The organism is Streptomyces roseicoloratus (assembly GCF_004117935.1).
GTDB classification, from domain to species: Bacteria; Actinomycetota; Actinomycetes; order Streptomycetales; family Streptomycetaceae; genus Streptomyces; species Streptomyces roseicoloratus.
Genome location: NZ_SDOY01000150.1, coordinates 1 through 18,458, shown reverse-complemented (window position 1 = coordinate 18,458; position 18,458 = coordinate 1). Strand labels below are relative to the sequence as shown.

At 72.4% G+C, this 18,458-nt stretch carries 18 protein-coding genes, 1 tRNA gene and 2 pseudogenes; 12 read left to right on the top strand and 9 right to left on the bottom strand.

Features of this window, described 5'->3' with window-relative positions; translation table 11 throughout:
* Window positions 1-920: pseudogene (locus ESG85_RS25580) on the top strand (DNA helicase RecD); the annotation flags it as partial.
* Window positions 921-1,154: 234 nt separating this feature from the next.
* On the opposite strand, the gene ESG85_RS25575 reads toward ESG85_RS25580, so the two are convergent.
* Window positions 1,155-1,787 carry a hypothetical protein gene (locus ESG85_RS25575; protein WP_128983153.1) on the bottom strand — a complete coding sequence of 211 codons (633 nt, stop codon included), beginning with the start codon at window positions 1,785-1,787 and terminating at the stop codon, window positions 1,155-1,157.
* A gap of 47 nt (window positions 1,788-1,834) precedes the next feature.
* Here ESG85_RS25575 and ESG85_RS25570 point away from each other — a divergent pair, with 47 nt between their 5' ends.
* Window positions 1,835-2,023, top strand: a complete 189-nt coding sequence (locus tag ESG85_RS25570) for a DUF5703 family protein (RefSeq protein ID WP_128983151.1) — start codon at window positions 1,835-1,837, stop codon at window positions 2,021-2,023.
* 70 nt (window positions 2,024-2,093) lie between these two features.
* On the opposite strand, the gene ESG85_RS25565 is transcribed toward ESG85_RS25570, so the two are convergent.
* The 3 genes from ESG85_RS25565 to ESG85_RS25555 all read right to left on the bottom strand — a co-directional run bounded on the left by ESG85_RS25565 (window position 2,094) and on the right by ESG85_RS25555 (window position 4,884).
* Complete coding sequence (locus tag ESG85_RS25565) at window positions 2,094-2,939, bottom strand: chaplin (RefSeq protein ID WP_128983149.1); 846 nt, start codon at window positions 2,937-2,939, stop codon at window positions 2,094-2,096.
* Between the two features lie 114 nt (window positions 2,940-3,053).
* The gene (gene chpH, locus ESG85_RS25560) at window positions 3,054-3,287 is read right to left on the bottom strand and encodes a chaplin ChpH (RefSeq protein WP_128983147.1); all 234 of its coding nucleotides are present in this window, start codon (window positions 3,285-3,287) and stop codon (window positions 3,054-3,056) included.
* 271 nt (window positions 3,288-3,558) lie between these two features.
* Window positions 3,559-4,884, bottom strand: coding sequence for a M20/M25/M40 family metallo-hydrolase (locus ESG85_RS25555; RefSeq protein WP_128983145.1), 1,326 nt, complete (start codon window positions 4,882-4,884; stop codon window positions 3,559-3,561).
* Between the two features lie 239 nt (window positions 4,885-5,123).
* On the opposite strand from ESG85_RS25555, the gene ESG85_RS25550 reads away from it, so the two are divergent.
* Window positions 5,124-5,211 (top strand) — tRNA-Leu (locus ESG85_RS25550).
* A gap of 94 nt (window positions 5,212-5,305) precedes the next feature.
* Complete coding sequence (locus ESG85_RS25545; RefSeq protein WP_128983143.1) at window positions 5,306-6,265, top strand: RluA family pseudouridine synthase; 960 nt, start codon at window positions 5,306-5,308, stop codon at window positions 6,263-6,265.
* On the opposite strand, the gene ESG85_RS25540 is transcribed toward ESG85_RS25545, so the two are convergent.
* From ESG85_RS25540 to ESG85_RS25525, 4 genes are all read right to left on the bottom strand, one after another.
* Window positions 6,249-6,878, bottom strand: a complete 630-nt coding sequence (locus tag ESG85_RS25540) for an MBL fold metallo-hydrolase (protein WP_128983141.1) — start codon at window positions 6,876-6,878, stop codon at window positions 6,249-6,251. The two genes, ESG85_RS25545 and ESG85_RS25540, sit on opposite strands and share 17 nt — an antisense overlap.
* Complete coding sequence (locus ESG85_RS25535; RefSeq protein ID WP_128983139.1) at window positions 6,878-7,963, bottom strand: S-(hydroxymethyl)mycothiol dehydrogenase; 1,086 nt, start codon at window positions 7,961-7,963, stop codon at window positions 6,878-6,880. Before ESG85_RS25535 ends, ESG85_RS25540 begins: the two co-directional genes overlap by 1 nt.
* Before the next feature lie 170 nt (window positions 7,964-8,133).
* Window positions 8,134-9,609 (bottom strand): amino acid permease, encoded by a 1,476-nt coding sequence (locus tag ESG85_RS25530; protein WP_128983137.1) that lies wholly within the window; start codon window positions 9,607-9,609, stop codon window positions 8,134-8,136.
* 261 nt (window positions 9,610-9,870) lie between these two features.
* Window positions 9,871-10,572 carry a FadR/GntR family transcriptional regulator gene (locus ESG85_RS25525; protein ID WP_128983135.1) on the bottom strand — a complete coding sequence of 234 codons (702 nt, stop codon included), beginning with the start codon at window positions 10,570-10,572 and terminating at the stop codon, window positions 9,871-9,873.
* 146 nt (window positions 10,573-10,718) lie between these two features.
* Between ESG85_RS25525 and ESG85_RS25520 the strand changes: the two genes are divergently transcribed.
* Both ESG85_RS25520 and ESG85_RS25515 read left to right on the top strand, forming a co-directional pair.
* Window positions 10,719-11,270 carry a gluconokinase gene (locus ESG85_RS25520; RefSeq protein ID WP_128983133.1) on the top strand — a complete coding sequence of 184 codons (552 nt, stop codon included), beginning with the start codon at window positions 10,719-10,721 and terminating at the stop codon, window positions 11,268-11,270.
* A gap of 219 nt (window positions 11,271-11,489) precedes the next feature.
* Window positions 11,490-12,887, top strand: coding sequence for a GntT/GntP/DsdX family permease (locus ESG85_RS25515; protein WP_128983131.1), 1,398 nt, complete (start codon window positions 11,490-11,492; stop codon window positions 12,885-12,887).
* A gap of 48 nt (window positions 12,888-12,935) precedes the next feature.
* Here ESG85_RS25515 and ESG85_RS25510 read toward each other — a convergent pair whose 3' ends face one another.
* Entirely contained in the window at window positions 12,936-14,603 is a 1,668-nt protein-coding gene (locus ESG85_RS25510; RefSeq protein WP_128983129.1) for an FAD-binding dehydrogenase, read from the bottom strand.
* Window positions 14,604-14,698: 95 nt separating this feature from the next.
* Between ESG85_RS25510 and ESG85_RS25505 the strand changes: the two are divergent.
* The 6 genes and pseudogenes from ESG85_RS25505 to ESG85_RS25475 form a co-directional block, all read left to right on the top strand.
* Window positions 14,699-15,331: pseudogene (locus ESG85_RS25505) on the top strand (TetR/AcrR family transcriptional regulator); the annotation flags it as partial.
* Window positions 15,332-15,543: 212 nt separating this feature from the next.
* A complete protein-coding gene (locus ESG85_RS25495; protein WP_281288081.1) occupies window positions 15,544-16,389 on the top strand; it encodes a glucose 1-dehydrogenase in 846 nt (281 codons plus the stop codon).
* 85 nt (window positions 16,390-16,474) lie between these two features.
* A complete protein-coding gene (locus tag ESG85_RS25490; protein WP_128983127.1) occupies window positions 16,475-16,984 on the top strand; it encodes an NUDIX hydrolase in 510 nt (169 codons plus the stop codon).
* Window positions 16,985-17,129: 145 nt separating this feature from the next.
* A complete protein-coding gene (locus tag ESG85_RS25485; protein ID WP_128983125.1) occupies window positions 17,130-17,525 on the top strand; it encodes a YidH family protein in 396 nt (131 codons plus the stop codon).
* On the top strand, window positions 17,522-17,911 hold the full coding sequence (locus ESG85_RS25480; RefSeq protein ID WP_128983123.1) for a DUF202 domain-containing protein: 390 nt from the start codon (window positions 17,522-17,524) through the stop codon (window positions 17,909-17,911). Before ESG85_RS25485 ends, ESG85_RS25480 begins: the two co-directional genes overlap by 4 nt.
* A 162-nt stretch (window positions 17,912-18,073) precedes the next feature.
* Window positions 18,074-18,373, top strand: coding sequence for a hypothetical protein (locus tag ESG85_RS25475; protein WP_128983121.1), 300 nt, complete (start codon window positions 18,074-18,076; stop codon window positions 18,371-18,373).
* Window positions 18,374-18,458: the final 85 nt, after the last annotated feature.

Genomic DNA, 18,458 nt, shown 5'->3' with positions numbered 1-18,458 from the left:
GCCCCGGCCGGGACGCGGAGGGCAGCCTCGCCCTGGACCTGCTGGTCGTCCTGGACACGCCGCAGCTCGACGTGGAGAGCGCGGCCTCGCTGGTCGAGGCGCTGCCGGACGGCTGCCGACTGGTGCTCAGCGGCGATCCGCACGTCCTCGGACCGACGGGTCCCGGCCGGGTGTTCGCCGATCTGCTCGCGGCCCGGGTCGCCCCGCAGGTCGCGTCCCGGGTGCCCGATCCGGGCCCGGTCGGCGAGCTGGTCTCCGGCATCGGCGCCGGAGAGCTGAGCCAGGTGGCCGCGCCCGGCAAGGAGGTCGTGATCGTCCCGGTCCGGGACGCGGGCGAGGCGGTGCACCGCACGGTCCAGCTGGTCGCCGACTCGATCCCGCGGGCCATCGGCGTGCCCGCCGCACAGACCCAGGTGATCACGGTCGGCCACGGCGGCTCGGCGGGCACCCGCGCTCTGAACGCGGCGCTCAAGGAGCGCCTCAACCCGGGTCCGGGCCGCTTCGGCGGCTACGACCCGGGAGACCGCGTGGCCCACTCCCCCGCCCCGGGCCGCACCCTGGTCGGCACGGTCGTCTCCGCCGACGCCGAGGGCCTGCACCTGGACTGCGAGGGCGAGAAGGTCGTCGTGCCCAAGCAGCGGGTCGAGTCGTCGCTGCGGCACGGCTGGGCGCTCACCGCGCACCAGGCCGTCGGGGCGCGCTGGCCGGCCGCCGTCGTGGTGCTGCCCGGCGACGCGGCGGGAGGCCTGACCCGGTCCTGGGTATACACGGCGTTCGGTCGCGCGGAGCGCCATCTGTCGGTCGTCCACGGTGTGGAGCAGGCTCTGCCACGGGCGGTGGCCGAGGGCCGCGACCCGGAGCGCACGACGCGGCTGCGTCCGCTCCTGGAGGCGCTGCTGCGCGAGGAGGACGAGGCCTGACGTGAGGACGGCGCGTGCCCTCCCCGCTTGCGGCGGGGAAGGGCACGCGCCGTCCGAGGCCCGGTCGCCGAGGCCCGGTCACCGGCCCCGGTCACCGGACCCCGGTCGCCGGACCCTCCGGCTGAGACTCGGCGGCGCAGGCCCGATGCCGCGAGCCCGGCGGCTCGGGCCCGGCGGCTCGGGCCCGGCGGCTCGGGCCCGGCGGCTGAGGTCCGGCGGCTGAGGTCCGGCAGCTCAGGCCCGGCGGGCCTGTGCCTCCAGCTCCTCCTCGTCCGCCTCGTCGTCGAAGACGGCGCTGATGTCGAAGCGGCACACGATCCGTTCCGGGTCGGCCCGGTCGAAGGGGGCGTGCAGCCACTCGCCCGGTTCGGACAGCTCCTCGGCGGCCTCGACCCAGAGCGTGGAGTCGCCCTCCTCCAGGCCGAATTCCTTGTGCCGCGACGCGATTTCGTCAGGTTCGTACTCGCCGAAGACGACACCGAGCGCCGCGTGCGCGGTCCCCGCGCCCTCCTCCCGGTCGAGATCGGTCAGCCGGCGGGCCTGGGCGATCAGTCGCTGCGGCTCCACCACCGCGTAGTCGCGGCGGATCAGCACGCTCACGGCGTGCGGCTCGTCCGGGCCCGCATAGGGCGGCAGGGCGTCGTCGGCGCCCGGGATCTCGAAGGGCGTGACCTCGTCGTAGCGGTCGTAGAGGGCCTCGTCGTACGCCTCCGCCGCCGTGGCGAGCGCGTTGAAGGCCTCGTAGACGGCCGGGTCGTCGTCTCCCGTGCGGCGTTCGACCGCCGCGAGGTGACGGTCCAGTGCGGCTTTGACCGCCTCGGCGGCGGCACGTACCTCGGCAGCGGTGGGCTGCGCAGCATCAGACATAGGACAGACGCTATCCGTACCGGGCCCTTGGCCGCACAATAGATGCGATGCCGGAATACGAGTTTGTCGACGTGTACGTGCCGCGGGGCGTCTCTCGCAAGGAGGCGACGCGGCTCCTGACCGACCATGCCGAGTACGGACACTGGGAGTTGGACCGCCTGAGTCTGCGCCGTGACGGCAGCCGCAGGGTGCGGCTGCGGCGGCGGATCATCCGTCAGACCCGCGCCACCTGGTGAGACCCAGGTCACTTGGAACGACGCAGAAGGGGCCCCGCGACGCGGGGCCCCTGCCGTTTTTCCGCGCGGCTCAGGCGGCGCGGCGGGCCCGCCGGTAGATCACCGAGCCGGCGAGGAGCAGGCCCGTGCCGGCCGCTCCGGCGAGGCCGAGCGTCCCGGCTCCGGTGTGCGCGAGCTCCTCGGTGGGACGGCTCGGCGTGACGCCGTGCGCACCGGGAGTGTTCGGCCCGTACGAGCCGGGCGCACCGGGGTGCCCCTCGGTGCCGGGAGTGCCCGGGGTGCCGGGAGTCCCGGGACCACCGGGGTTGCCGGGCGTCTCCGGACCACCGGGGTTGCCCGGGTTGCCGGGCGTCTCCGGACCACCGGGGTTGCCCGGGTTGCCGGGCGTCTCCGGACCGCCGGGGTTGCCCGGGTTGCCGGGCGTCTCCGGACCACCGGGATTGCCCGGGTTGCCAGGCGTCGTCGGCTCGACGCCGTAGCCGCAGTCGTTGTTGCCGACGGCGTTGCCCAGGGCGATGCCGTTGACGCTGTTGCCGCAGACGTTCACGGGGGCGTCGATCGGGACCTGGACCTGGTTGCCGGACGCGACGCCCGGCGAGTTCGAGGCGTGGCCGCCGGCGGAGGAACCGTAGCCGCCGTGGCCTCCGTATCCGCCCGAACGGCTCGTGTTCGCACAGGAGTTGCCCGAGGCGGGGTTCATCAACCCGATCACGGAGACCGTGTTGCCGCACACGTTGACCGGCGCGTGGACCGGGACCTGGACGTTGTTGCCGGACGCGACGCCCGGCGACTCGGCGGCCGTGCCGCTCGCTCCCGAGCCGGCGTGGGCGTAACCGCCACCGAGGGCGATCATGCCGCCCGCCGCGGCGACGGTGACGATGCTCTTGCGGGTGATGATGCGTGTGACCTGTCGCATTGCTGATGACCTGCTTTTCTCGGCTCGTGACGAAATGACCACCGGCCCCGGAGTGCATGGCACGCACTCCGGGGCCGGCCTTGGCTCGGTCCCCAGGGGGGTCGAGACGGAACGTCAGGCGTTGATGCAGGTGTTGCCGAAGGTGGGGTTCAGCAGCCCGATGATGCTGACCGTGTTGCCGCACACGTTCACGGGGACGTGAACCGGCACCTGGACGACGTTGCCCGAGAGCACACCGGGGGAACCGATGGCCGCACCCTGGGCACCCGCGTCGGCAACGGCCATGCCCGCACCCGCGAGAACGAGACCGCCGGTGGCAGCCGCAGCAGCGACGACCTTCTTGATCATTATTCCTCCTTGTTGGCAAAAGCGGTTCCAAAGCCTCGGACCGCACCACCTGTAACGAGGGGGAATCGAGAGGGCTACGAGGCCCCTCGGCCATTCACTCTTTCCGGTAATCGGTGCACGCACGGTCGATTCCGCGAGCCCCCGGCGCGAGCCGGTCCTCACCGGCTCGCGCCGGCGCGCGTCCGCGCATCGGCATGCGTCGGCGCGCCCGCGCGTCTCCTCGCGTCAGCACGACAGCGCGTCAGCGCGTCCTCGCGTCAGCGTCAGCTCGTCAGCTCGCGTCGATGAAGCGGTCCAGGACGCGGACGCCGAACTTCAGACCGTCCACCGGGACGCGCTCGTCGACGCCGTGGAACATGCCCGCGAAGTCCAGCTCCGGCGGCAGCTGGAGCGGCGCGAAGCCGAAGCAGCGGATGCCGAGGTCGTCGAAGGACTTGGCGTCGGTGCCGCCGGAGAGCATGTACGGCACGGCCCGGGCGATCGGGTCCTCGGCACGCAGCGCGAGCTGCATGGCGTCGACCAGGGCGCCGTCGAAGCTGGTCTCCAGGGCCTTGTCGCCGTGCACGTCCTCGCGCTTGACGCGCGGGCCGAGGATCCGGTCGAGGTCGGCCAGGAACTCCTCCTCGTAGCCGGGCAGGAAGCGGCCGTCGACGTGTGCGGTGGCCTGGCCGGGGATGACGTTCACCTTGTAGCCGGCGCCGAGCATGGTCGGGGCGGCGGAGTTCCGCAGGGTGGCGCCGACCATCTTGGCGATGCCGCCGAGCTTGGCGAGGGTGGCGTCCATGTCCTCGGGGTCGAGCGGCGTGCCGAGGGCGTCCGACAGCTCGTCGAGGAAGGACCGCACCGTCTTGGTCACGCGCACCGGCCACTGGTGGCGGCCGAGCCGGCCGACGGCCTCGCAGAGCTCGGTGATGGCGTTGTCGTCGTTGGTCATGGACCCGTGCCCGGCCGTGCCCTCGACGGTCAGCCGCATCCAGTGCATGCCCTTCTGGGCGGTCTCGACCAGGTAGAGCCGGAGGTTCTCGTTGACGGTGAAGGAGAACCCGCCGACCTCGCCGATCGCCTCGGTCACGCCCTCGAAGAGGTCCCGGTGCTTGTCGACCAGGTACCGGGCGCCGTAGGTGCCGCCGGCCTCCTCGTCGGCCAGGAAGGCGAGGACGATGTCGCGCGGCGGCTTGCGGCCGCTGCGCAGCCGGTCGCGGACGACCGCCAGGGTCATCGCGTCCATGTCCTTCATGTCGACGGCGCCGCGGCCCCAGACGCAGCCGTCGGCGACCTCGCCGGAGAAGGGGTGGTGGGTCCAGTCCTCGGCGTTGGCCGGGACGACGTCGGTGTGGCCGTGGATGAGCAGGGCGGGCCGCGACGGGTCCTCGCCCTCGATCCGGGCGACGGTGGAGGCCCGCCCCTTGTGCGACTCGATGATCTTCGGCTCGAGTCCGACCTCCGCGAGCTTCTCCGCGACGTACTCGGCCGCCGCCCGCTCGCCCGGACCGGAGTGGTCGCCGTAGTTGCTGGTGTCGATGCGGATGAGGTCCCGGCACAGGTCGACGACCTCGTCCTCGCCGGTGATGCCACGGCCGGTGTTCGACTCGCTCACGCTGCTTCCTCCCACTACGTGCCCCACGTGCTTCCTGTGTGATCACCCCCATCCTCCCGCGCTCCCCCGCCGCTCCCCAAGGGCGGCTCCCGGCCGACACGGTCCCGACACGTGGCGGCGTCCGCGACGGCGCGGTGGCCGTGGTGACGGCCGTGACCAGGGTGGTGATCCGCCACTCCAGATGTTTGCTATGGTTTTCCTCGTCGGAAGGGCCCAGCGGTCACGAAGACGAGACACCTGTCCGGGTGGCGGAATGGCAGACGCGCTAGCTTGAGGTGCTAGTGCCCTTTATCGGGCGTGGGGGTTCAAGTCCCCCCTCGGACACCAGCGAAAGACCCCATGTCATGTGGGGTCTTTCTTCGTTGCGGCAGTCGGACGCCACGACGGCGGGACAGCGGGACGGTACGGCGGTGGGACGCGCGTGAGACGCAGGACGAAGGCGCCGACGGCGCCGCTTCCCCAGCGGGACGGGATCGATCCCGTGCGCGTCAGGCTGCCCGACGGGCCGCCGTCGGGACCGGGCTCCGAGCCGGGCCCCGCGCGGGGCCCGGCGACCGTGCGGGAGTACCTGGTCGGGCGGTACGGCGGGGCCGTCGGGGCGGACCGGGTCGAGGAGATGGTGCGCGAGGGCCGGTTCGTCGGGGCCGACGGGACGGCCGTCGGCTGGGACGAGCCGTACGCCGGCGGGCGGTACCTCTGGTTCCACCGGGACTTCCCGGCCGAGGAGCCGGTGCCGTTCCCGGTCGAGGTGGTGTACCGGGACGACCGGATCGTGGTGGCGGACAAGCCGCACTTCCTGGCGACGATGCCGCGCGGGCGGCATGTGACGGAGACGGCGGTCGCGCGCCTGCGACGGGACCTCGGGCTGCCGGCGCTGCAGCCGGCGCACCGGCTGGACCGGCTGACGGCCGGGCTCGTGCTCTTCGTCGTACGCCCGGAGGACCGGGGCGCGTACCAGACGCTGTTCCGGGACCGGCTCGTGCACAAGGCGTACGAGGCGGTGGCACCGTACGACCCGGAGCTGGAGCTTCCGGTCACGGTGCGGAGCCGTATCGAGAAGGAACGCGGGGTGATGGCCGCCCGGGAGGTGCCGGGCGAGCCGAACGCCGAGAGCCGGATCGAGCCGCTCGCGCACCGCGGCGGGCTCGCCCGGTACCGGCTGGTGCCGGTGACCGGGCGGACGCATCAGCTGCGGGTGCACATGAACGCGCTCGGGGTGCCGATCCTCCACGACCCGGTCTATCCGGTGGTCCGCGCGGACGGGCCGGAGGACTTCGCGCGGCCGCTGCAGCTGGTCGCGCGGTCACTCGTGTTCACCGACCCGTTCACGGGCGGGCGCAGGGAGTTCCTGAGCCGGCGCTCGCTCACTGACCTCGGCTGATCCACTCCTCGAGGTGCGGGGCCTCGGCGCCGATGGTGGTCGACTCGCCGTGGCCGGTGCGGACCACCGTTTCCGGCGGGAGGGTGAGGAGCTTCCCGCGGATCGAGTCGACGATCGTCGGGAAGTCCGAGTAGGACCGGCCGGTCGCTCCGGGGCCGCCCTGGAACAGGGTGTCTCCGGTGAAGACGGTGCCCAGGTCGGGTGCGTGGAGGCAGACGGCTCCGGGGGCGTGGCCGGGCGTGTGGAGGACCCGGAGGTCCGTGCCGGCGATGGTGAGGACCTGGCCGTCGGCGAGGTCGCCGTCGGGACTGTGGTCGGGGTGGGTGAGCTTCCACAGCGGCTGGTCCGCGGGGTGGAGCAGGATCCGGGCGCCGGTGGCGGCGGCGAGGGCCGGGGCCGCGTCGATGTGGTCGTCGTGCGCGTGGGTGCAGACGATGGCGCGCAGGGTGCGGCCGGCGAGTGCGGCGAGGATGGCGTCGGCGTCGTGGGCGGCGTCGATCACGATGGCCTCGGTGTCGTCGCCGACGATCCAGACGTTGTTGTCGACGTCCCAGGTGCCGCCGTCGAGGCTGAAGGTGCCGGAGGTGACCAGGTGGTCGATGCGGGCGGCCATCAGAGGACCACCACCGAGCGCAGGACGTCGCCCTCGTGCATGCGGGCGAAGGCCTTCTCGACGTCGCCGAGGCCGATGGTCTCGGTGACGAAGGCGCCGAGGTCGATGCGGCCCTGCTGGTGCAGGTCGATCAGCATCGGGAAGTCGCGGGAGGGCAGGCAGTCGCCGTACCAGGACGACTTGAGCGCGCCGCCGCGGCCGAAGACGTCGAGGAGCGGGAGTTCGAGCTTCATGTCGGGGGTCGGTACGCCGACGAGGACGACGGTGCCGGCGAGGTCGCGGGCGTAGAAGGCCTGCTCGTAGGTCTCGGGGCGGCCGACGGCCTCGATGACGACGTCGGCGCCGAAGCCGCCGGTGAGCTCGCGGATGGCCTCGACGGGGTCGGTGGTGCGGGAGTTGACCGTGTGGGTGGCTCCCATCTCGGTGGCCTTGGCGAGCTTCCGGTCGTCGATGTCGACGGCGATGATCCTCGCGGCTCCGGCGAGCCGGGAGCCGACGACCGCCGCGTCGCCGACGCCGCCGCAGCCGATGACGGCGACGGTGTCGCCGCGGCCGACGTTGCCGGTGTTGATCGCGGCACCGATGCCGGCCATGACGCCGCAGCCGAGGAGTCCGGCGACCTCGGGGGCGACGGCCGGGTCGACCTTGGTGCACTGGCCGGCGGCGACGAGGGTCTTCTCGGCGAAGGCGCCGATGCCGAGGGCCGGGGAGAGCTCGGTGCCGTCGGGCAGGGTCATCTTCTGCCGCGCGTTGTGGGTGGCGAAGCAGTACCAGGGGCGGCCGCGCAGACAGGCGCGGCACTGGCCGCAGACCGCGCGCCAGTTGAGGATCACGAAGTCGCCGGGCGCGACGTCGGTGACGCCGTCGCCGACGGACTCGACGACGCCCGCGGCCTCGTGGCCGAGCAGGAAGGGGAACTCGTCGTTGATCCCGCCCTGCTTGTAGTGGAGGTCGGTGTGGCAGACCCCGCAGGCCTGGATCTTCACCACGGCCTCGCCCGGGCCGGGATCGGGGATCACGATCGTCTCGACCCGTACGGGTTCGTTCCTGCCGGGGGCCACGACCCCCTGGACCTGCTGCGGCATCGCGAACTTCCCTTCTCCGAGCTGTAAGGATCTTGCCTACCACTATCCCCTGACAGAACGCGAGACCCCCGCAGATCGTGCCTGCGGGGGTCTCGCTCTTCCCGTGGGGGGAAGACCGGGCGGGGAGAGGGCCGGACGGGGAGGGGGGCCGGCCCCGGCTCGCCCGGGGGTCAGTCCCGGCGGTCGGCCTGGGTGGCGCGGACCCGGCCGCGGACCAGGAACCAGCCGCCGACCAGCGCGGCCGCGATCAGCGGCAGGCAGTTGACGGTGGTGCGGCCCACGCCGCCGTCCATCCACATGAGGACCAGGACGGAGCCGAGGAAGATCAGCGTGACGATCTGGGTGTACGGGGCCCAGGGCAGCCGGTAGCCGGGGCGGACGAGCTTGCCCTCGTCGGCGCGGCGGACGAAGAGCAGCGAGCAGACCATGATCATCGCCCAGGTGCCGATGATGCCGATCGAGGCGAAGTTCAGGACCAGCTCGAAGGCCTCCTCGGGCATCCGGGCGTTGAGGACGACGCCGGCGACGCCGAAGCCCGCGGTGAGCAGGATGCCGCCGTAGGGCACGCCGCCCTTGTTCATCACGCCGGTGAACTTGGGCGCGGAGCCCGCGAGCGACATGGAGCGCAGGATGCGGCCGGTGGAGTAGAGGCCGGAGTTGAGGCTGGAGAGGGCGGCGGTGAGCACGACCAGGTTCATCACGCCGGCGGCGCCGGGGATGCCGAGCTTGTCGAAGACGGTGACGAACGGGCTCTGGTCGCCGGAGTACGCGGTGTACGGGAGGATCAGCGCGAGCAGGACGACGGAGCCGACGTAGAAGAGGCCCACGCGCCACATGATCGAGTTGATCGCCTTCGGCATGATCTTCTCGGGGTTCTCGGTCTCACCGGCGGCGACGCCGCACAGCTCGACGGAGGCGTAGGCGAAGACGACGCCCTGGATGAGCAGGAGCATCGGCATCATGCCGTTGGGGAAGATGCCGCCGTTGTCGGTGATGTTGGCGAGGCCCGGCGTGTGGCCGCCGACGTCGTGCGAGGTCACGACGAGGAAGATGCCGACCACCATGAAGGCGACCAGGGCGGCGACCTTAATGATCGCGAACCAGAACTCCATCTCGCCGAAGTACTTCACGGAGATGAGGTTGGCGGCGAGGACGACCGCGAGGGCGATCAGCGCGAGGATCCACTGCGGGACGTCGCTGAACATCGACCAGAAGTGCGCGTAGGTGGCCGCGGCGGTGATGTCGGCGACGGCGGTGGTCGACCAGTTGAGGAAGTAGAGCCAGCCGGCCGTGTAGGCGCCCTTCTCGCCCATGAACTCACGGGCGTACGACACGAAGGCGCCGGAGGAGGGGCGGTAGAGCACGAGCTCGCCGAGGGCCCGGACCACGAAGAAGGCGAAGAGGCCGCACACCGCGTACGCGATGAAGAGGGAGGGACCGGCGCTGGCCATCCGGCCGCCGGCGCCGAGGAACAGTCCGGTTCCGATGGCGCCACCGATGGCGATCATGTTGATGTGCCGGGACTTGAGGTCCTTGCGGTATCCGGCGTCGCCGGCGTCGACGTGGGGGGTCGTCGACGGGGTCACGGCTCCGGAGGCCGCCGGGGTGGCGGACAGCGGGTCGGCCGCAGTGATGCGGTCACTCATGGAGTTGTTCGCCTTCGTGAGGGGGGAGGGTCTGTGCGGTACCCGGCCGTGCCCTTGTGGGGACTCCCGGCACGGCCAGCGCACATCCTCACGGCAAACCCGATCGCTGACTGTGGCCGATGTCACTGAACGCCCTTATTTGAGCTAGTTCAGAGGTTACCTGCGGGTGTACGGCGTGTGACGGGCGTGATGCCGGAAGCGGTGGCGGGCCGCCGGGCCACGGGGCGAGGCCGACGGCGACAGGGGGCGGGGCCGACGGCGCTACGGCGCGAGGACGTCCAGTTCCTTGAGGGCGCCGAACGCGATCTCCCGGGTCAGCTCCTCGGCGCGGGCCACGTTCCGCTCCCGTACGGCCTCGGCGACCTGGACGTGCAGGGTGACGGCAGCCGGGTCGGGGTCCTCGAACATCACCTGGTGGCGGGTGCGGCCGGTGAGCACCTCGGCGACCACGTCGCCGAGCCGGGCGAACATCTCGTTCCCCGAGGCGTCGAGGACCACCCGGTGGAAGGCGACGTCGTGGACGAGGTACGCCTCCAGCTGCCGCCCGCGCGAGGTGGCGACCATGCCGAGGGCCTGCTCGGTGAGCTCACGGCACTGTTCGGGCGTCGCGTTCAGGGCGGCGAGTCCTGCGGCGACCGGCTCGATCGCGGAGCGCAGCACGGTGAGCGAGCGCAGCTGACGGGGCCGGTCGGCACCGGCCAGGCGCCAGCGGATGACCTGGGGGTCGTACACGTTCCAGCGCTCGGTCGGGAGCACGATCACGCCGACCCGGCGACGGGACTCGACCAGGTGCATGGTCTCGAGGACGCGGACGACCTCGCGCACCACGGTCCGGGAGACCTCGAAGCGCTCGGCGAGCTCGTCGGTGCGCAGCACGCTGCCGGGCGGGTACTCGCCCGCGGTGATCGCGAGACCCAGGGAGGTCAGGACGTGCGGGTGGAGCCCCTGGGCCGGTGTCGTCATGGTCGCCAGCCTAGGCGTGATCACACGAATGATCACGCCGGGAAGAAAAAGTACGACTTATTTGCTGCCAGCTCTTGAATACGTCGTACCCAATGGGTTTCATGAGCGCGACGGATCGATGTCGAAGAAGACAGCGAGGCACCACCATGAGCACCACCTCCCGTCCCTCCACGGGCGGCCGCCCCCCGGTCGTCGTCGTGATGGGCGTCGCCGGCACCGGCAAGACCACGATCGGTCCGCTCGTCGCCGAGGCGCTCGGCCTTCCGTACGCGGAGGGCGACGACTTCCACCCCGCGGCCAACGTCGCCAAGATGTCGGCCGGCGTCCCGCTGGACGACCAGGACCGCGAGCCCTGGCTCGACGCCATCGGGACATGGGCGCACGACCGGGCCGGGCGCGGCGGCGTGGTGAGCAGTTCCGCGCTGAAGCGCTCTTACCGGGACCGGCTGCGCGCCGCCGCGCCCGGTGTGGTCTTCCTCCATCTGACCGGCGACCGGGAGCTCATCGAGCAGCGCATGGCCGCCCGCAAGGGCCACTTCATGCCGGCCGCCCTCCTCGACTCCCAGTTCGCCGCGCTGCAGCCGCTGCAGGAGGACGAGACGGGCGTCGCCGTCGACGTGACCGGCACGCCCGAGGAGATCACCGCCCGGGCCGTCGCCGCGCTGCACCGGCTGACGGGCGCGCCGGCGGGGTGCTGACCGGCCGACTGGCTGGCGGGCTGGCGGGCCGGCCGGCTGGCTGACCCGCCGCCAAGTGACGGCTGACTGGCCGGCCGGCCGACTGGCCGGCCGGCCGGTCCAGCGCACCCGCTTGTGCCACGCGCGCCGCGCCGTGCTCCTTCCGTACCTCTGGCGTCTCTCGTACCGCCTCTGCCACCCCCCGCCCCTCCCCTGCCCCCTCACCCCAAGGGACCCACCGTGACCAGTCTCAGTGCCGAGATCCTGGCAGCGGACGCCGCCGAACCGATCACCTCGGCCGGCAACGCGCAGCTCGGGATCGCCGTCCTCGCCGGCATCGCCGTCATCGTCCTGCTGATCACCAGGTTCAAGCTGCACGCCTTCCTCGCCCTGACCATCGGGTCGCTGGCGCTGGGCGCGTTCGCGGGTGCCCCGCTCGCGGACACCATCACGTCCTTCACCGCCGGACTGGGCGCCACCGTGGCCGGCGTGGGCGTGCTCATCGCGCTCGGCGCGATCCTCGGCAAGCTGCTCGCGGACTCGGGCGGCGCGGACCAGATCGTCGACACGATCCTGGCGAAGGCGTCCGGGCGGTCCATGCCCTGGGCGATGGTGCTCATCGCGTCCGTGATCGGTCTGCCGCTCTTCTTCGAGGTCGGCATCGTGCTGCTGATCCCGGTGGTGCTGCTGGTCGCCAAGCGCGGCAACTACTCGCTGATGCGGATCGGCATCCCGGCCCTCGCCGGTCTGTCCGTCATGCACGGCCTCATCCCGCCGCACCCCGGCCCGCTCGTCGCGATCGACGCGGTCGGCGCCAACCTGGGCGTCACCCTGGCCCTCGGCCTGCTCGTCGCCGTCCCGACCGTGATCATCGCCGGTCCGGTCTTCTCCCGGTTCGCGGCCCGCTGGGTGGACATCCCCGCGCCCGAGAAGATGATCCCCGTGCGCCCCTCCGAGGAGCTGGAGAAGCGCCCGGGATTCGGCGTCACCGTCGCCACGGTGCTGCTGCCGGTCGTCCTGATGCTGGTGAAGGCCCTCGTCGACATCGTCGTGGACGACCCGTCCAACGGCGTGCAGAAGGTCACCGACGTCATCGGCTCGCCGCTGATCGCCCTGCTCGCGGCCGTCATGGTCGGCATGTTCACCCTGGGCCGCGCGGCCGGCTTCTCCAAGGAGCGCCTGTCCTCCACCGTCGAGAAGTCGCTCGCGCCGATCGCGGGCATCCTGCTGATCGTCGGCGCGGGCGGCGGCTTCAAGCAGACCCTCATCGACATCGGCGTCGGTCGGATGATCCTGGACTTCTCGAAGGACTGGTCCATCCCGGCCCTGCTGCTCGCGTGGCTGATCGCGGTCGCGATCCGGCTCGCGACCGGCTCGGCGACCGTGGCGACGATCTCGGCGGCGGGCCTGGTGGCACCGCTCGCCGACGGCATGTCGACCGGTGAGGTCTCGCTGCTGGTCCTGGCGATCGGCGCCGGCTCGCTCTTCTTCAGCCACGTCAACGACGCCGGATTCTGGCTGGTGAAGGAGTACTTCGGGATGAACGTCGGCCAGACGGTCAAGACCTGGTCGGTGATGGAGACGATCATCTCGGTGGTCGGCATCGCGTTCGTGCTGCTGTTGTCGCTGGTGTTGTAGGCCGGTCTTCCCGCCGGGCGAGGTCGGACCGGTCCCGACGGCGACGGCTCAGTCGACGGCCTTCGCCGCCGCCCGGCCCGCCGTGCGGCCCGAGAAGAGGCAGCCGCCGAGGAAGGTGCCCTCCAGGGAGCGGTAGCCGTGGACGCCGCCGCCGCCGAAGCCGGCCGCCTCGCCCGCCGCGTAGACGCCGGGCAGTGGTTCGCCGGAGGCGGTGAGGACGCGGGAGGAGAGGTCGGTCCGCAGGCCGCCGAGGGACTTGCGGGTGAGGATGTTGAGGCGTACGGCGATCAGCGGCCCGGCCTTGGGGTCGAGGATGCGGTGCGGGGTGGCCGTACGGATCAGCTTGTCGCCGAGGTAGCGGCGGGCGCCGTGGATCGCCGTGACCTGGAGGTCCTTGGTGAAGGGGTTGGCCATCTCCCGGTCCCGGGCGGTGATCTCCCGGCGCAGCGCCGCCTCGTCGATCAGGTCCTCGCCGGTGATCCGGTTCATGCCGCGGACCAGGGCGCCGAGCTCGCGTTCGACGACGAAGTCGGCGCCCTTGTCCATGAAGGCCCTGACCGGGCCCGGCACGTCGGCACGGGCGCGGCCGAGTACGCCGCGGACGGACTTGCCGGTGAGGTCCGGGTTCTGCTCGGAGCCGGAGAGCGCGAACTCCTTGCCGATGATCTTCTGGTCGAGCACGAACCACGTGTGGTCGTAGCCGGTCCGCATGATGTGCTCGAGGGTGCCGAGGGTGTCGAAGCCGGGGAAGAGCGGTACGGGCAGCCGCTTGCCCGTGGCGTCGAGCCAGAGGGACGAGGGGCCGGGCAGGATGCGGATGCCGTGGCGGGCCCAGATCGGGTTCCAGTTCTCGATGCCCTCGGTGTAGTGCCACATCCGGTCGCGGTTGACGTGGTGGGCACCGGCGTCCTCGGCGATGCCCAGCATCAGCCCGTCGACATGGGCGGGGACGCCGGAGAGCATGCGGTCGGGCGGGGTGCCGAGGCGTTCCGGCCACTGCTTGCGGACGAGGTCGTGGTTGCCGCCGATGCCGCCGGAGGTGACGATCACCGCCTGGGCGCGGAACGAGAAGGTGCCGGTGACCTCACGGCTGCTCGCCGCGCCGCGGGGGACGGCGGAGGGCGCCAGGACCTCGCCCGTGACCGTGTCGACGGTGCCGGCCGAGGTGCCGAGGCCCGTGACGCGGTGGCGGAAGCGGAACCGGACCAGACCGCGGGCGGCGCCCTCGCGCACCCGCCGCTCGAAGGGCGCGACGAGGCCGGGGCCGGTGCCCCAGGTGATGTGGAAGCGCGGTACGGAGTTGCCGTGGCCGGTGGCGTCGTAGCCGCCGCGCTCGGCCCAGCCGACCACGGGGAAGAAGCGCACGCCCATCCCGTGCAGCCAGGAGCGCTTCCCGCCGGCGGCGAAGTCGACGTACGCCTCCGCCCAGCGTCGCGCCCAGTCGTCCTCGGGGCGGTCGAAGCCGGCCGTGCCGAGCCAGTCCTGGAGGGCCAGGTCGCGGCTGTCGCGGATGCGCATCCGGCGCTGCTCGGGCGAGTCGACGAGGAAGAGCCCGCCGAAGGACCAGTGGGCCTGGCCGCCCAGGGACTGCTCGGGCTCCTGGTCGAGCAGGATGACGGACCGGCCGGCGTCGACCAGTTCGGCGGTGGCGGCGAGACCGGCGAGACCGGCCCCGATGACGATCACGTCGGCGTCGTACGATTCATGAGATGGCATGGACCGCATCTTGGATACACCGATGTATCCCGTCAACGGTTCGCGGCCGGCCGCCGGCACTCCCGCTTTCTAATGCCGGGCATTAACATGCCGCCATGGCCAGGACGTCAGGAGCCGAGACCCGGGAGAAGCTGATCCGCGCGGCCGAGGAGGTCTTCGCCGCGCAGGGCGTCGACGGCGCCCAGCTGCGGGACGTCGTCGCCCGCGCCGGCCAGGCCAACCCCTCCGCCGTTCAGTACCACTTCGGCTCCCGCGCCGGACTGCTCGACGCCGTCATGGCCGGATGCCAGATCCGCACCGAGCAGGTCCTCGCCCCGCTCCTCGACGCCGCCGCCGACGACACCCACGCCCTGGTCACCGCGCTCGTCACGGCAGAGGCGAGCGAACTGCGCACCGACCGCGGCCGGCGGTGCCTGCGGATCTCCGCCCAGCTCAGCCACGAGAGCGGGATCCGCACCCGCACCCCGCACCCCGCGCTCGCCGGCACCCGCTACTGGCGGCTCATCGAACGCGTCGAGGCCCGGCTCGCCGCCGACGGGCTGCCGGAGCCGCTGCGCCTGGAGCGGCTCGACCTCGCACTGACCGTCGTGGGCGCCGCGCTGGCGGACCGGGCCCGGCAGTACCTCGACGGCACCGAGCCGCTCACCGGCGAACCGCTCTTCCTCGCCGATCTGGCCGCGACGACCACCGCGCTTCTGCGGGCGCCGTGGCCGGGGAGACCGGGGAGCGAACTTTCACGCCCAGCTCCTGCTCCACCCGTCGTTGCCGCTCCGACTCCAGCTCCACCTCCCGCTCCAGCTCCACCTCCCGCTCCAGCTCCACCTCCCGCTCCAACTCCACCTCCCGCTCCAGCTCCACCTCCCGCTCCAACTCCACCTCCCGCACCCGCACCCGCACCCGCACCCGCACCCGCACCAGCTCCAGCTCCGAAGGAACTTTGATGACCTCCACGAACTCTGCGACCGCCACGGCCTCCAGCGCCCCGAAGGCCCCGGCGGCCGCAACGGCCCCGGCGGCCGACGCGTACGACCTCACCGGCAGGACCGTGCTCGTCACCGGTGGCGCCCGCGGCCTGGGCGCCGAGGCGGCGCGCCTGGCGGTGGCCGCGGGCGCCAACGTCGTGATCACCGACGTCCTCGACGAGGAGGGCGCGGCGACCGCGGCCGAACTCGGCGGGCGGGCCCGCTTCCTGCACCACGACGTCACCTCGGAGGAGGAGTGGACGGCCGCCGTCGCCTACGCGGTCGCCGAGTTCGGCGCGCTGCACGGCCTGGTGAACAACGCGGGCATCGCGACCGGCGCCTTCCTGGAGACCGAGTCCGTCGAGCACTTCCGCAAGGTCCTCGACGTCAACCTGACGGGCGTCTTCATCGGCATGAAGACCGCGATACCGGCCATGAAGGAGGCCGGCGGCGGCTCGATCGTGAACATCTCCTCGGCCGCGGGCCTCATGGGTCTGGCCCTCACCGCCGGCTACGGCGCCTCCAAGTGGGGCGTGCGCGGGCTCACGAAGATCGGTGCGGTCGAGCTCGGCACCGCGAGGATCCGCGTCAACTCGGTGCACCCCGGCATGACGTACACGCCGATGACCGCCTCCTTGGGCATAGAGAAGGGCGAGGGGAAGTACCCCAACACCCCGATGGGCCGGGTCGGCGAGGCGCACGAGATCGCCGGAGCCGTCGTCTTCCTGCTCTCCGACGCCGCCTCGTACGTGACGGGCGCGGAGCTGGCCGTCGACGGCGGCTGGACCACCGGCCCGACGGTGAAGTACGTCATGGGCCAGTGAGGCGCCCGCGGCCTCCTGACGGGCGGCGGACCGGTGCGGCGCCCCTCACGGGCGAATCGGTGAACGGCGGTGCTTTCATGGGCGCATGGGCGCTGATGAGGTACTCGACGTCGTGGACGAGCAGGACCGGGTGATCGGGCAGGCCCCGCGCGGTGAGGTGTACGCGCGCGGCCTGATCCACCGCTGCGCCTTCATCCGGGTGCGGGACTCACTGGGCCGGACGTTCGTCCACCGCAGGACCGCGGACAAGCTGGTCTTCCCCTCGCTGTACGACATGTTCGTGGGCGGGGTGGTCGGTGCCGGCGAGTCGTACGACGACGCCGCGCTGCGCGAGGCCGAGGAGGAGCTCGGCGTGTCCGGGCTGCCCCGGCCCGAGCCCGTACTGAAGTTCCTGTACGACTCCGAGGGCGGCGGCGGGCGCTGGTGGTCCGCGGTCTACGAGGTGCGCTGCGACCTGCCCGTGAACCCGCAGGTGGAGGAAGTGGCCTGGCACGCCTTCCTCACCGAGGAGGAGCTGTCGGCACGGCTCGGCGAATGGGAATGGGTGCCGGACGGGCTGGCGGCGTACGAGCGGCTGCTCGCGCGCGGAGTCTGAGCGGACTCGCCCTCGGGCCGGCCTGCCGGAGCCGGCCCGAAGTGGCGGGGAGGCGGGGCGGTGAGGCGCCGGGGTGAGGGGGGCGCCGGGGTGGTGCACCTCCACCGAAGGGGAAGATCATCGTCCGGATGGATAGGGTGCCTGGGTGAGCGACTTCGTGCAGAGCCTGCGACTGTGGTTCGCGCCGCGCCGCCTCCGGGAGCAGGGCGAGACCCCCGACTACCGCTTCTCCCTGGCCAACGAGCGGACGTTCCTCGCCTGGATCCGGACCGCGCTCGCCCTGATCGGCGGCGGTTTCGCCGTGGACCAGTTCCTGCCCGACCTGCGCTGGGGCGTCCGGGTGGGGCTCGCGCTCGCGCTGCTCGCGGCGGGCGTGCTGTGCGCGCTGCGCGCCGTGAACCACTGGGTACGCTGCGAGCGGGCCATGCGGCGCGGCGAGGACCTGCCCGTGTCCCGCTTCCCCACGGTCCTGAGCCTCGCGGTGGCAGTGGTCGCACTCGCGATGGTGGTGGTCGTCGTCTTCGGCTGGGCCGGACGATGACCGGCGCCGGGTCCGGCGCCGGGTCCGGCGCCGGGGACGTTGCGGGGGCAGGCTCCGGCGGGTCCGGGACGGGATTCGCCGCCGCGGACCGGGACCCCGGCCTGCAACCGGAGCGGACCCGGCTGGCCTGGCGGCGCACCACCCTGTCCGCCACCGTGGTGGCGGTGCTCGCCGCCAAGCAGGCGATCCACGACGACGTGACGGCGCCCGGGCTGGTCGCCGCGGGCCTGTCGGCGCTGGTGTGGATCGGTTTCCTCGCGGTGGCGCACCGCCGGATCCAGTCCCTGGACGCGACCCGGCCGCAGGCGCTGTCACACCGGGGCGCGCTGCTCGCGACGGCGTCCACGGTGGCGTTCGCGGGCTTCGCGGTCGCGGTACTGCTCTGAGCCGGAGGTCGGGACGCCGCGAGGTCGGGACACCGGGAGGTCGGGACGCGGGGACGCCCGGGCGCCGGGGCCCAGAGTGCCGGGCGCCGGGGCTCCGGGCGCCGGGGCGTGCATCCCGAACTAGCCTGAAAGGGACAGCCGAACTCTGCCCGAGGCGGAGCCATGAGCGTTCTCCATCATGAGCACCCGACCCCCCACGCGCACACCCACGGGCCGTCCTGCGGACACACCGCCGTCACGCACCGGGACCACGTCGACTACGCGCACGACGGTCATCTGCACCGCGAGCACGCCGGCCACTGGGACGAGTGCGAGCCCACGTCCCACGTCCCGCACACCCACCCCGACCACACACACGGGCCGAGCTGCGGACACACCGGCGTGACGCACGGCGACCACGTCGACTACCTGCACGACGGGCACCGGCACGCGGCGCACGGCAACCACTGGGACGACCACTAGGTGTTCTGTCCCGGGAGGTTGTGGACGGGTGAGCCAGGTCTCGGCTGAGGGATCTTGAACGGGTGAGGGCCTTCCGGTTCGGTGT